Below are 13625 nucleotides of genomic sequence, written 5' to 3'. Positions count from 1 at the left end.
CCTCCTCGTGGCTCGCGGCCCGCTACTCGAGGATCGCGCCGCGCGATGCCGACTGGACGAGCTTGGCGTACTTGGCGAGCACCCCGCGGGTGAAGGTCGGCGGGAGCGGCACCCAGCCGTCGCGGCGCTGCTCGAGCTCCGCCGGGTCCACGAGCAGGTCGAGCGTCTTGTTCGCGACGTCGAGCCGGATGCGGTCGCCGTCGCGCACGAACGCGACCGGGCCGCCGTCGACGGCCTCGGGTGCGACGTGGCCCACGCACAGGCCGGTCGTCCCTCCGGAGAACCGGCCGTCGGTGAGGAGCAGGACGGTCTTGCCGAGGCCCGCGCCCTTGATCGCTCCGGTGATGGCGAGCATCTCGCGCATCCCCGGACCGCCCTTGGGGCCCTCGTACCGGATGACGACGACGTCCCCGTCCGTGATGGTCCCGTCCTCCAAGGCGTCGAGCGCCGCGCGCTCGCGCTCGAAGACCCGCGCCGTGCCCTCGAACACGTCCTCGTCGAAGCCCGCGGACTTCACGACGGCGCCCTCGGGCGCGAGCGAGCCGTGCAGGATCGTGATGCCGCCGGTGTGGTGGATCGGGTTGTCGAGCGCGCGCAGGATCTTGCCGTCGGGGTCGGGCGGGGCGATGGCCGCCAGGTTCTCGGCCACGGTCCGACCGGTCACCGTGAGCGCGTCGCCGTGCAGCAGCCCGGCGTCGAGCAGCGCCTTCATGACGACGGGCACTCCCCCGATGCGGTCGACGTCGTTCATGACGTACCGGCCGAACGGCTTGAGGTCGCCCAGGTGAGGGACCCGCGCCGCGACGCGGTCGAAGTCGGCGAGCGTCAGCTCGACCTCGGCCTCGTGCGCGATGGCGAGCAGGTGCAGCACGGCGTTGGTCGACCCGCCGAACGCCATGACCACGGCGATCGCGTTCTCGAACGCCTCCTTCGTCATGATGTCGCGCGCGGTGATCCCCCGACGCAGGAGCTCGACGACCGCCTCGCCCGACCGGTGCGCAAACGCGTCCCGGCGGCGGTCCGCCGACGGCGGCGCCGCCGACCCGGGCAGCGACATGCCCATCGCCTCGGCGACGGACGCCATGGTGTTCGCCGTGTACATGCCGCCGCACGCGCCCTCACCGGGGCAGATCGCGCGCTCGATCCGGTCGACGTCCTCGCGGCTCATGAGCCCGCGCGCGCACGCGCCGACGGCCTCGAACGCGTCGATGAGCGTGACGTCCTTCTCCGTGCCGTCGGACAGCTTGACCCACCCGGGCATGATCGACCCGGCGTAGAGGAACACGCTCGCGAGGTCGAGGCGGGCCGCGGCCATGAGCATCCCCGGCAGGGACTTGTCGCAGCCCGCGAGGAGCACCGTGCCGTCGAGCCGCTCCGCCTGGACGACCGTCTCGACCGAGTCCGCGATGACGTCGCGGCTCACGAGCGAGAAGTGCATCCCCTCGTGGCCCATCGAGATGCCGTCGGACACCGAGATCGTCCCGAACTGCAGCGGGTACCCGCCGCCCGCGTGCACGCCCTCCTTGGCGCCCTGCGCGAGCCGGTCGAGCGACAGGTTGCACGGCGTGATCTCGTTCCACGAGCTCGCGATCCCGATCTGCGGCTTCGCGAAGTCCTCGTCGCCCATCCCGACGGCGCGCAGCATCCCGCGCGACGCCGTCGCCTCCAGGCCGTCGGTGACCTGGCGGGAACGAGGCTTGAGGTCGGGTGCGGCATCGGTGTCCGTCATGCCCTCACTCTAGGAACCTCCCGGGCCGACGGCGAGGTAGAACCGCAGGTCGCGAGGTAGGGCTCCGAGAGCCCTACCTCGCGACCTGCGGTTCTACCTCGCGGTCGACGGGTTCAAATCAGCGACGCCGGATGAGCGACACGTCGCGCACCGCGCCGCGGTCCGCCGACGTCGCCATCGCGGCGTACGCCTGGAGCGCCGGCGAGACGTACCGGTCGCGGTCGACGGGCTGCCACGGGTTCTCGCGCGCCTCCATCTTGGCGCGGCGCTCGGCGAGCACGTCGTCGGGGACGTTGAGCCGGATGAGGCGCGTATCGACGTCGATCTCGATCTCGTCGCCGTCCTCGACGAGCCCGATCACTCCCCCGGCGGCGGCCTCGGGCGACACGTGGCCGACCGAGATGCCGCTGGACCCGCCGGAGAACCGGCCGTCGGTGATGAGCGCGCACACCTTCCCAAGCCCGCGGCCCTTGATGAACGACGTCGGGTAGAGCATCTCCTGCATGCCCGGCCCGCCCGCGGGGCCCTCGTAGCGCACGACGACGACGTGCCCGGGCTGGACCTGCTTGGTGAGGATCTTCTCGACGGCCTCGTCCTGCGACTCGCAGACGAGCGCCGTCCCCACGAAGTGGAAGACGTCCGGGTCGACGCCCGCGGTCTTGAACACGGCGCCGTCCTCGGCGAGGTTGCCGCGCAGGACGGCGAGGCCGCCCTCGACGGTGTACGCGTGCTCGACGTCGTGGATGCAGCCGTTCTCGGCGTCCGTGTCGAGCGACTCCCAGCGGTTGGACGTGGAGAACGCCTGCGTGGTCCGCACGCCGCCGGGCGCCGCGTGGAACAGCTCGACCGCACGGTCGGTGGCCTTGCCGCCGCGGATGTCCCAGTCGTCGAGCCAGGCACGCAGCGTGGGCGTGTGGACGGACGTCACGTCGTGGTCGAGCAGCCCTCCGCGGTCCAGCTCGCCGAGCAGCGCGGGGATGCCGCCGGCGCGGTGGACGTCCTCCATGTGGAAGCTCGGGTGGTTGGGGGCGACCTTCGACAGGCACGGCACGCGGCGGCTGATCCGCTCGATGTCGGTGAGGTCGAAGTCGATCTCGCCCTCCTGCGCGGCCGCGAGGATGTGCAGCACCGTGTTGGTGGAGCCGCCCATCGCGACGTCGAGCGCCATCGCGTTGGAGAACGCCGCCTTGGTGGCGATGGACCGCGGCGCGACGGAGTCGTCCTCGTCGTCGTAGTAGCGGCGCGCGAGGTCGACGATGGTCCGGCCGGCCTCGAGGAAGAGCTCCTTGCGCGCGGCGTGCGTCGCGAGCGTCGAGCCGTTGCCGGGCAGCGAGAGGCCGAGCGCCTCGGTGAGGCAGTTCATCGAGTTGGCGGTGAACATGCCCGAGCACGACCCGCAGGTGGGGCACGCGTTCTCCTCGACCTGGGCGAGCGCGTCGTCGGACACGTTGTCGTCGGCCGAGTAGTTGATCGCGTTGATGAGGTTGAGCGGCGTCTTCGCGACGCCGTCCGCCACGATCGCCTTGCCGGCCTCCATCGGTCCGCCGGACACGAAGATCACCGGGATGTTGAGCCGCAGCGCCGCGTTGAGCATGCCCGGCGTGATCTTGTCGCAGTTGGAGATGCACACGAGCGCGTCGGCGCAGTGCGCGTTGACCATGTACTCGACCGAGTCGGCGATGAGGTCGCGACTGGGGAGCGAGTAGAGCATCCCGGCGTGGCCCATGGCGATGCCGTCGTCGACCGCGATGGTGTTGAACTCCTTGGAGACGCCGCCCGCCTCGCGGATCGCCGACGCGACGAGGTCGCCCATGTCCTTGAGGTGGACGTGTCCGGGTACGAACTGCGTGTAGGAGTTCGCGATCGCGATGATCGGCTTCCCGAAGTCCTCCGCGCCCATGCCGGTCGCGCGCCACAGGGCGCGGGCTCCGGACATGTTGCGACCGTGGGTGGACGTCCGAGAGCGCAGGGGGCGGCTCATGTCGGGTCAGCTCCTTCGACGGGGGGCCGCGGTCGATCCTCCGGCCGCCGTGTCACATTACGCCTGTCACGAACCGCGCGAAGGGTGCGTCCGCGTCGTGGTCGTCACGCTACGTACGGGAGATCCCCGCCCGTGAGGGATCCCCGCTTAAACGTTACGTAAGGGTTGAACCGGACCCTGTCCGGTGCCACGGTGGTCGGGCGCGGCACGCCGGTCCTCGGCCGCCCGCAGCGAGAGCGACCGACGCGCACGGCGCCGGGTCGTCACGATCGAGGGGGCTCGTATGAACACGTCCATCACCGGGGCACCGCAGCACCGCGCCGCCGACGCGCCCGACGACGCGGCGCCGGGCGGTCCCGCATCGCCGGGTCCGCACCCGGCCCGTGCGGTCGTGACCCAGGAGCGCGTGGTGACCCGGGTGTCGGCCCGGCGGGCGCTCGCCCTGGCGCGGCTCGGGACGGCCGTCGTCTTCCTGTGGCCGTTCGCCGACAAGCTGCTCGGTCTCGGCTACGCCACGCCGCCCGAGCGGGCGTGGCTCGCGGGGACCGCTCCGACGCAGGGGTACCTCGAGCACGGCGCCCAGGGCCCGCTCGCGGGCACGCTCGCCTCGATGGCGGGACCCGCGACCGACTGGCTCTTCATGCTGGGCCTGCTCGGCACGGGACTGGCGCTGCTGCTCGGGACCGCGGTCCGGGCCGCCGCCGTGTGCGGTGGCCTCCTGTTCGCGATGCTCTGGCTCTCGCAGTGGCCCGTCGCCGCCGGGTCGAACAACCCCGTCGTCGACCAGCACGTCGTGGTGGTCCTGATGCTCGCCGTCCTCGCCACGACACTCTCAGGCGACACGTGGGGCCTCGGCCGCCGCTGGGCCCGCGTGTCGGTCGTGAGCCGGTCGCCCTGGCTCCGGTGAGGACGCGTCGCGGGTCTGCGGTCCGCGCACGGTCGCAGACCCGCGACGATGGTGGCATGTCGACCTACACGCCGATCCCGCTCGAGCTGCGCACGAACCGCATGCTGCTCACGCCGGAACGCGAGGACGACGCCTCCTGGCTCGAGCGGCTGTTCGCCACGCGCGACGCGCCGCCGGTCGACCGGGCGGAGACGTTGCGGCGCATCCGGGCCATGGACGAGCTCGTCGCGCGCGGCATCGGCGCCCGCGTGCTGCGTCCGCTCGACGGCTCCGCCGCGCTCGGCTACGTCGCCGTGGTCGTCGGACGCACCTCGTTCGACGAGCCGGAGCTCGCGTGGGAGCTGCTCCCCGAAGCCCGCGGCCAGGGATACGCGACCGAGGCGGCGGCGGTCCTGCGCGACGCCGCGCTCGCGACGGGTCGGCGGCGGCTCTGGGCGACGATCCGGCCGGACAACCCCGCGTCCCGACGGGTGGCGGAGAAGATCGGGCTCGCCGTCGCGCGCACCTCGTCCGACGAGCGGGGTCCGGTCGAGTGGTGGTCCACCTCCGGCGACGACCCCGGTGTCCCGCCCGCCGACGTCCACCGCTGACCGTCACGCGCCGGCGGTGTGCGCGTCCTCGAGCTCGTCGGCGTGGCGGATGTGCCGCGTGACCCACGGCGCGAGCGCGAACAGGGCGAGCGCGAAGACGAGCGCGACCGCGCCGATCACCCCGAAGTACGCGGTGTCCGAGGCGCCCTCCGTCACCTGGACGACCTGCGCCGTGATGGCCTGACCTGCGGCCGGCGCGAGGAACCACAGCGCCATCGCCTGCGAGCGGAAGGCGCGCGGCGCGAGGAGGGTCGTCGCGGCGAGGCCGACGGGCGACAGGCACAGCTCGCCGAGCGTCTGGATCACGTAGACGAGCACGAGCACCCACGCGGGGGCCTTGCCGTCCCCCACGACCGCCGACGCGAGCGCCAGGAAGAGGAACGACACCGACGCGAGCGTGAGCCCGATCGCGAACTTGTTCGCCGTCGCCGGGCGGTCCCCGGTCTTCAGCCAGATCCACGCGAACACCGGGGCGAGCAGGATGATCGACAGCGGGTTCACCGACTGGAAGAACTCCGGACTGATCCCCACGCCGAAGATGCTCAGCTCGGTGCGGTCCTTGGCGAACGCCGAGAGGGTCGTGGCGGCCTGCTCGAAGATCATCCAGAAGAGCATCGCGGCGACGAACAGCGGGATGTAGGCGATCACGCGCGGTCGCTCGGCGTCGGTGACCTTCGGGGAGCGGTACATGACGACGAAGTACGCGATCGGCGCGAGGAACGCGAGGTAGGACATGGTGTCGATGAACGTCGAGATCCCGAACCCGCCGGAGACGACGACGGCGATCAGCCCCACGACCGCCACGCCCGCCGCGATGACGGCGAAGAGCCGCGCGATCTTCGCGCGCTCCTCCGGCCGGACGGGGTTGGGCACGTGGGCGCCCGCCTCGCCGAGGTAGCGGCGGCCGGCGACGAAGAAGACGAGCGCGACGCCCATGCCGACCGCGGCGACCGCGAACCCGGCGTGGTACCCGCCCCAGGCCCGCGCGGCGCCGACGAGGAACGGCGCGACGAACGAGCCGATGTTGATGCCCATGTAGAAGATCGAGAACGCCGAGTCGCGGCGCGGGTCGTCGCGCGCGTAGAGCTCGCCGACCATCGACGAGACGTTCGGCTTGAGCAGTCCCGTCCCGAGCGCGACGAGCGCGATCCCGACCATCGAGAACCCGACGCCCGGGACCGTGAGGCTCACGTGGCCGGCCGCGATGATGATGCCGCCGTACAGGACGGACCGCCGCGACCCGATGACCCGGTCGGCGAGCCAGCCGCCGACCACCGACAGCAGGTACACGCTGGTGCCGTAGATCGAGACGAGCGCGAGGCCGGTCGTCTCGTCGAGCCCGAGACCGCCGTCGGCGATCGTGTCCGTGAGGTAGAAGAGCAGGATGGCGCGCATCCCGTAGTAGCTGAACCGCTCCCACAGCTCGGTGGTGAACAGGGTCGCCAGGCCTCGCGGCTGCCCGAAGAAGGCGTGGTCGCCCTCGATGTGCCCGGCTGCCGGCCCGACGCCCGAGCCTGTCGCCGCGATCCCTGCGGCCGTCCCCGCACCGAAGGGCGGGGCCCCGGCGTCGGGCTCCGTCACCGCCTCGCGCTCGAGCCGGTGCGCGGCGTCGTCGTCGTCGCGCCCCTGGGTCCCGTCGCCCCGACCGCCCCTGTCCATGAGTGCGATGCTCCCACCGGCGAGCAGGACAGGCGACCGTTAGCGTGACCTGATGTCCTCGACCGCGTCCGCGATCTGGTGGTGCCGCCGCGACCTGCGCCTGGCCGACAACCCCGCCCTCGTCGCGGCCGTCGACGCCGCACGCCGGGACGACGGCGAGGTCGTCGCCCTGTACGTCCTCGACCCCCGGCTCCGGGACGTGGCGGGGAGCCCGCGGCTGTCCTACCTCGCCCGCAGCCTCGCCGCGCTCGACGAGGCGACGGGCGGCCGCCTCGTCGTGCGCCACGGCGACCCGCGCGACGTCGTCCCGGCGGTGGCGCGCGAGGTCGAGGCCGCGGAGGTGCACGTCGCGGCGTCCTTCGAGCCGTACGGGGTGGCTCGCGACGCGGCCGTCGAGACCACGCTGCCCGACGCCGGGGCGCGCCTCGTGCGCACCGGCTCGCCGTACGCCGTGGCGCCCGGCCGGGTGCTGACCAAGCAGGGCGGCCCGTTCCAGGTCTTCACGCCGTTCCGCGACGCGTGGGTCGAGCACGGCTGGCGCGACCCGGCGCCGCGCCCGCGCTCGGTGCCGTGGGCGGACGTCCGATCGGACGGCCTGCCCGACGATCCCGGGACCGACGCCGGCCTCCCCCCGGCGGGCGAGGCCGCGGCTCGACGCCGCTGGCACGCGTTCCTCGAGGACCACCTCGCCGGGTACTCGAGCGAGCGCGACCGCCCGGACCGGCCCGCGACGTCGGGCATGTCGATCCCGCTCAAGTGGGGCGAGCTGCACCCGCGGACGCTCCTCGCCGACGTCCGCGACGCCGTGCACGAGGCTCGCCACGACGGCGCCGACATCTCCGATGGCGCCCTCGCCTACCGCTCCGAGCTCGCCTGGCGCGAGTTCCACGCCGACGTCCTGTTCCACCAGCCGGGGGCGGCGCACCGGTCGCTGCGGGACGTGGTGCCCGACGACGCGTGGGCGACGGGCGCGGAGGAGGACCGGTTCCTGGCGGCGTGGGCCGCGGGTCGCACGGGCTATCCCCTCGTGGACGCGGGGATGCGCCAGCTGCTCGGCGAGGGCTGGATGCACAACCGTGTGCGGATGGTCGTCGCGTCGTTCCTCGTCAAGGACCTGCACGTGCGGTGGCAGCGCGGCGCGGCGCACTTCATGGCGCACCTCGCCGACGGGGACGTGTCGCAGAACCAGCTCAACTGGCAGTGGGTCGCCGGCACGGGACGGGACGCGGCGCCGTACTTCCGCATCTTCAACCCGGTGACGCAGTCGAAGAAGTTCGACCCGGACGGGACGTACGTGCGCCGCTGGGTGCCCGAGCTGCGCGGGGTGGAGGGGAACGCGGTGCACGAGCCCTGGACGCTGCGGGAGCAGCCTGGGGGCTACCCCGAGCGGATCGTCGACCACGCCGAGGAGCGGAAGGTCTCGCTCGACGACTTCGAGCGCGGTCGTCGCCGCTGACTTTTTATCAACCAAAGGGTTGACTGCTCTTCCCGACGCGCGTAGTGTCGTCATCAACCAAGTAGTTGAGAAGCAGTGGAGAAGCGAGCGGTCCTTCCCGCTCCGACGAGGGAGGTCCCGTGACGGCAGACCCGCTCTCGCGCGTGTTCTCGGCGCTCGCCGACCCCACGCGCCGCGACATGGTGGCCCGGCTCGCGTCGGGCGACGCCAGCGTCGGCGAGCTGGCCCAGCCGTACGACATGTCCGTCCAGGCGGTGTCCAAGCACCTGCGGGTGCTCGAGGACTCCGGCCTGGTGACCCGCACGACGGACGCCCGCCGCGCCCCCGTGCATCTCGAGGCGGAGGTCTTCGACCTCATGACGAAGTGGATCGAGCGCTACCGGCGCGAGGCCGAGGACCGCTACCGCCGCCTCGACGACGTCCTGCGCGACCTGCCCGACCGACCGGCCGGGCCCGAGAACGACCCGACGACGGGAGAAGCACCATGAGCACCACGAGCACCCACGAGACCGAGATCATCGTCCCGAAGGACGTCCCGACCGTCCGCATCGTGCGCGAGTTCGACGCGCCCGCGGAGAAGGTCTTCCGCGCCCACCTCGACCCCGAGGTGTTCGCCCGCTGGAACGGCCCGCGGTACCTCTCGCAGCGCAACGAGCACTGGGACGTGCGCACGGGCGGCGCGTACCGCTACGTGCAGGTGGACCCCGACGGGAACGAGTACGCGTTCTTCGGGAGCGTCCACGAGGTGCGCCCGAACGAGCTCATCGTCCAGACGTTCACCTACGAGGGGTTCCCCGACGGCGTCTCGCTCGACCGGCTCCAGTTCGAGGACCTCCCGGACGGGCGCTGCCGTCTCACGGCGACGTCGCTCGTCGACTCGTTCGAGGGTCGCGACGGCTTCGTCGCGAGCGGCATGGAGGTCGGGATCCGGGAGGGCTACGAGCAGCTCGACGAGATCCTCGCCGAGGGCTGACCCCGCGGCACGACAGCCCCCACGACGACGGACGCGGCGCGACCCCCACCAGCGGGGTCGCGCCGCGTCCGTGCGCGCGGGCGGGACCGGCGACCGGACGGGTCAGGCGTCGCCGCGTGCGAGCAGCCGACCGGTCGGGCGGTCGAAGGTGATCTCCTCACCCCGCAGGTACGTCGCGACGACGGCGCCCGACAGCGCGCGGTCCGCGTACGGGGTGATGGGGTTCTTGTGGTGCAAGCGCGTCGGGTCGACGACGAACGCCGTGTCCGGCTCGACGACCGCGAGGTCCCCGTCCCGGCCGAGGGCGATCTCGCCCTTGCGGCGCAGACCGGCGATGCCGGCGGGCCTGGCCGACATCCACTCGACGACGCGCGCGAAGGGGATGCCGCGCGTGCGCGCCTCGGTCCACACGATCGAGAGCCCGAGCTGCAGCGAGGACACGCCGCCCCACGCCGTGCCGAAGTCCCCCGTCTCGAGCTCCTTGAGGTCGGGCGTGCTCGGCGAGTGGTCGGACACGATGCAGTCGATCGTCCCGTCGAGCAGGCCCTCCCAGAGCAGCTCGCGGTTGTCGATCTCCCGGATCGGCGGGCAGCACTTGAACTGCGTCGCGCCGTCGGGGATCTCCTCGGCCGCGAGCGCCAGGTAGTGCGGGCACGTCTCGACCGTGAGGCGGACCCCCTCGCGCTTCGCGCTGCGGATCATGGGCAGGGCGTCCGAGCTCGACAGGTGCAGCACGTGCGCGCGGGCGCCCGTCCAGCGCGCCGTCTCGATGACCGCGGCGATCGCGACGTTCTCCGCGCCGCGGGGCCGCGACGCCAGGAAGACGTCGTAGTGGTCGCCGTGGGGCTTCGGCGCGCGGTCGATGGCACGCGAGTCCTCGGCGTGCACCAGCATGAGGCCGTCGAAGTCGGCGAGTACCCGCAGGTCCTCCTCGAGCTCGTCGGGCTCGAGGTAGCCGAACTCCTCGACACCCGAGTGCAGCAGGAAGCACTTGAAGCCGAACACGCCGGCGTCCCACAGCGGACGCAGCTCGGCGCCGTTCCCGGGCACCGCGCCGCCCCAGAACCCGACGTCGACGAACGCCTGGTCGCGGGCGACCTTCTGCTTGAGCTCGAGCGCTGCGACGTCGACCGTCGGCGGGATCGAGTTGAGCGGCATGTCGACGATCGTCGTCACGCCACCCGCGGCGGCGGCCCGCGTCGCGGACGCGAACCCCTCCCACTCGGTGCGGCCGGGCTCGTTGACGTGCACGTGCGTGTCGACCAGGCCGGGGATCAGCACCTGGTCCGCCGTCAGCTCGACGACACGCCGCCCTTCCAGCCCGGCGCCGAGCGGCTCGATCGCCGTGATGACGCCGTCGGTCACGGCCACCTCGCGCGGCTGCTCCCCCGACGCGACGAGCACGCGCTCGCCGCGCACGACGAGGTCCGGGACGCGGTCGGCCGCCGTCGCACCCCTGCCGGTCTCTTCACCCGTGCTCATCGCACCACTCTCCACTTCTCGTGACCGCGCCGCTCGCGCGGCGCGGTCACGTCTCGTCGTCCGGCCGTCGTGGTCCGTCGCTCAGTCGAGCAGGGCCGACGCCGTCGGGGCGTCGTCCGCGGAGATCGCGAGCGCCTCGAACTCGTTCACGGCGTCGATCCCGGCGGCCCCCATGGCGATGTTCGTCACGCGCTCGAGGATGACCTCGACCACCACGGGCACCTTGTACTCCTCCGCGAGGCCCTGCGCCTTGGCGAACGCCTCGCCGAGCTCGTCCGGGTCGGTGACGCGGATCGCCTTGCACCCCAGGCCCTCGGCCACCTTCACGTGGTCGACGCCGTAGCCGCCGATCTCCGGGGAGTTCACGTTCTCAAAGGAGAGCTGCACGTGGTAGTCCATGTCGAACGCCCGCTGCGCCTGGCGGATCAGGCCCAGGTAGGAGTTGTTCACGACGACGTGCACGTACGCCAGGTTGAACTGCGCGCCGACCGCGAGCTCCTCGATCATGAACTGGAAGTCGTAGTCGCCCGAGAGCGCGACGACCTTCTCCGCCGGGTCGTCGGCGAGCGCCTGCACGACGCCGAGCGCGGCCGGACCGGTCCAGCCCAGCGGGCCGGCCTGGCCGGCGTTGATCCAGTGCCGCGGCTCGTACACGTGGAGGAACTGCGCCCCGGCGATCTGCGAGAGACCGATCGTCGTGACGTACCGCGTGTCGCGGCCGAAGGACTTGTTCATCTCCTCGTACACGCGCTGCGGCTTGATGGGGATCTCGGTGAAGTGCGTCTTGCGCTGCAGCGTCGCCTTGTTGTGCTGGACCTGCTCCACCCACGCGGAGTAGTCGCGCGCCGTGCCCGCGGCCTTGCGCTCGCGCGCCACCTCGACGAACAGCTCGAGCGCCGCCCTCGCGTCGGAGACGATGCCGAGGTCCGGCGCGAAGACGCGGCCGATCTGCGTGGGTTCGATGTCCACGTGGACGAACGTCCGCCCGTCGCGGTAGACGTCGAGCGCGCCGGTGTGGCGGTTCGCCCACCGGTTGCCGATGCCGAGCACGAAGTCCGACGCCAGCAGGTTCGCGTTGCCGTACCGCTGCGACGTCTGGAGCCCCGCCATCCCGGCGGCCAGCGGGTGGTCGTCACCGATGACGCCCCAGCCCATGAGGGTCGGGACGACGGGGACGCCCAGCGTCTCGGCCAGCTCGACGAGGAGCTTCTCGCCGCCCGCGTTGACGATGCCGCCGCCCGCGATGAGCACCGGCCGCTCGGCCGCGAGGAGCATCTCGATCGCGCGTTCGGCCTGGGCGCGCGTCGCGGCGGGCTTGTTCACCGGCAGCGGCGCGTACGTGGCCGGGTCGAACTCGATCTCCGCGAGCTGCACGTCGATCGGCAGGTCGATGAGCACGGGACCGGGACGGCCCGAGCGCATGGTCTGGAACGCCTGCTGGAAGACCTGCGCCACCTGTCCCGCCTCGAGGACGGTCTTGGCGAACTTCGTCACGGGCTTCGCGATGCTCGCGATGTCGACCGCCTGGAAGTCCTCCTTGTCGAGCTTCGCGACGGGCGCCTGGCCCGTGATGCACAGGATCGGCACGGAGTCGGCCCACGCGGCGTAGAGGCCCGTGATCATGTCGGTGCCGGCGGGGCCGGAGGTCCCGATGCAGATGCCGATGTTGCCCTCCCGGGCGCGGGAGTACCCGTCGGCCATGTGGGAGGCGCCCTCGACGTGACGGGCGAGGACGTGGCGGATGCCGCCGTGGCGCTGCATCGCCGAGTAGAAGGGGTTGATCGCGGCACCGGGGAGGCCGAAGGCCTGCGTGGCGCCCTCGATCTCGAGGATCGCCACGGCGGCGTCGACCGCGCGCATACGAGGCATGGTTCTCTCCTTGCTGGGGGTGACTTCGTCGTCGGTGTGGGGTCAGGAGTCGAGGCGTCCGGACAGGCGCTCGACGCCGCGGAGCAGGCCCGAGTGGTCGAGGTCGCCGTCGCCGTTGGCGAGGGCCGACCCCATGAGCTGCGCGACGAGCGCGCCGAGCGGTACGACGACGCCCTGCTCGCGGGCCGCGGCCGTGACGATCCCGAGGTCCTTGTGGTGCAGCGCGATGCGGAAGCCCGGGGTGAAGGACTTGTCGATCATGTTCTGCTTCTTCTGGTCGAGGACCTTCGACCCGGCGAGCCCGCCGCCGAGCACCTCGAGCGCGCTGGGCAGGTCGACGCCGTACGCCTCGAGGAAGGCGACGGCCTCGGCGAGCGCCTGGATGTTGGCGGCGACGATGAGCTGGTTCGCGGCCTTGACGGTCTGACCCGAGCCGGTCGGGCCGACGTGGACGACCGTCTTGCCGACGGCGTCGAAGACCGGCCGCGCGGCCTCGAAGTCGGTGGCGTCGCCGCCGACCATGATCGACAGCGCGGCGTTCTTCGCACCGGCCTCACCACCGGAGACCGGGGCGTCGAGGTAGCGCAGGCCGCGCTCGCGAGCGGCCTCGGCGAGACGGACCGTGACGTCGGGCCGGATCGACGAGAAGTCGATGACGAGCGTGCCCGGCTGGGCGTTGTCGAGGACGCCGCCCTCCCCGGTGAGGACCTGCTCGACGTCCGGGGAGTCGGGCACCATGACGGCGACGACGTCGGCGGACTTCACGGCGTCGGCGATCGAGCCGGCGGCGGTGCCGCCCGCCGCGACGAGCGGTGCGGTCTTCTCGGGGCTGCGGTTGTACCCCGCGACCTGGTGCCCGGCCTCCTGGAGGTGGACGGCCATGGGGCTGCCCATGATGCCGAGGCCGATGAAGGCGATGCTCTGCTTCGTCATGTCGTGCTCCTTGCGTGCGGAAGGTCGAGGGAGGAGGCCGGGCGCG

Annotated in this window: 10 protein-coding genes and 1 pseudogene; 5 read left to right on the top strand and 6 right to left on the bottom strand. The window is 72.3% G+C overall.

What is annotated here, in order from left to right:
* Positions 1–22: 22 nt before the first annotated feature.
* Entirely contained in the window at positions 23–1729 is a 1707-nt protein-coding gene (gene ilvD, locus ACZCLJ_RS00135) for a dihydroxy-acid dehydratase (RefSeq protein WP_251151789.1), read from the bottom strand.
* 118 nt (positions 1730–1847) lie between these two features.
* On the bottom strand, positions 1848–3710 hold the full coding sequence (gene ilvD, locus ACZCLJ_RS00130; RefSeq protein WP_463105046.1) for a dihydroxy-acid dehydratase: 1863 nt from the start codon (positions 3708–3710) through the stop codon (positions 1848–1850).
* Positions 3711–3993: 283 nt separating this feature from the next.
* Here ilvD (ACZCLJ_RS00130) and ACZCLJ_RS00125 point away from each other — a divergent pair, with 283 nt between their 5' ends.
* Entirely contained in the window at positions 3994–4617 is a 624-nt protein-coding gene (locus ACZCLJ_RS00125) for a DoxX family protein (RefSeq protein WP_463105045.1), read from the top strand.
* Between the two features lie 56 nt (positions 4618–4673).
* Positions 4674–5207 (top strand): GNAT family N-acetyltransferase, encoded by a 534-nt coding sequence (locus ACZCLJ_RS00120; RefSeq protein ID WP_463105044.1) that lies wholly within the window; start codon positions 4674–4676, stop codon positions 5205–5207.
* Positions 5208–5210: 3 nt separating this feature from the next.
* Here the strand turns inward: ACZCLJ_RS00120 and ACZCLJ_RS00115 are convergent, their stop codons facing one another.
* Positions 5211–6866, bottom strand: coding sequence for a peptide MFS transporter (locus ACZCLJ_RS00115; RefSeq protein ID WP_463105043.1), 1656 nt, complete (start codon positions 6864–6866; stop codon positions 5211–5213).
* A gap of 52 nt (positions 6867–6918) precedes the next feature.
* Between ACZCLJ_RS00115 and ACZCLJ_RS00110 the strand changes: the two genes are divergently transcribed.
* The 3 genes from ACZCLJ_RS00110 (at position 6919) to ACZCLJ_RS00100 (ending at position 9295) form a co-directional block, all read left to right on the top strand.
* Positions 6919–8322 carry a cryptochrome/photolyase family protein gene (locus ACZCLJ_RS00110; RefSeq protein WP_463105042.1) on the top strand — a complete coding sequence of 468 codons (1404 nt, stop codon included), beginning with the start codon at positions 6919–6921 and terminating at the stop codon, positions 8320–8322.
* A gap of 119 nt (positions 8323–8441) precedes the next feature.
* Entirely contained in the window at positions 8442–8810 is a 369-nt protein-coding gene (locus ACZCLJ_RS00105) for an ArsR/SmtB family transcription factor (RefSeq protein ID WP_285821121.1), read from the top strand.
* Positions 8807–9295, top strand: coding sequence for an SRPBCC family protein (locus ACZCLJ_RS00100; RefSeq protein ID WP_251151796.1), 489 nt, complete (start codon positions 8807–8809; stop codon positions 9293–9295). Before ACZCLJ_RS00105 ends, ACZCLJ_RS00100 begins: the two co-directional genes overlap by 4 nt.
* Positions 9296–9397: 102 nt before the next feature.
* Here ACZCLJ_RS00100 and allB read toward each other — a convergent pair whose 3' ends face one another.
* The 3 genes and pseudogenes from allB to ACZCLJ_RS00085 all read right to left on the bottom strand — a co-directional run.
* A complete protein-coding gene (gene allB / locus ACZCLJ_RS00095) occupies positions 9398–10777 on the bottom strand; it encodes an allantoinase AllB (RefSeq protein ID WP_463105041.1) in 1380 nt (459 codons plus the stop codon).
* A gap of 81 nt (positions 10778–10858) precedes the next feature.
* Positions 10859–12646 (bottom strand): glyoxylate carboligase, encoded by a 1788-nt coding sequence (gene gcl / locus ACZCLJ_RS00090; protein WP_463105040.1) that lies wholly within the window; start codon positions 12644–12646, stop codon positions 10859–10861.
* A gap of 42 nt (positions 12647–12688) precedes the next feature.
* Positions 12689–13588, bottom strand: a pseudogene (locus ACZCLJ_RS00085) (2-hydroxy-3-oxopropionate reductase); the annotation flags it as partial.
* Positions 13589–13625 lie beyond the last annotated feature (37 nt).

This window comes from Cellulosimicrobium sp. So1_17 (assembly GCF_055181235.1).
The sequence above is the reverse complement of the archived record's forward strand: the minus strand, read 5'-3'. Positions and strand labels throughout refer to the sequence as shown.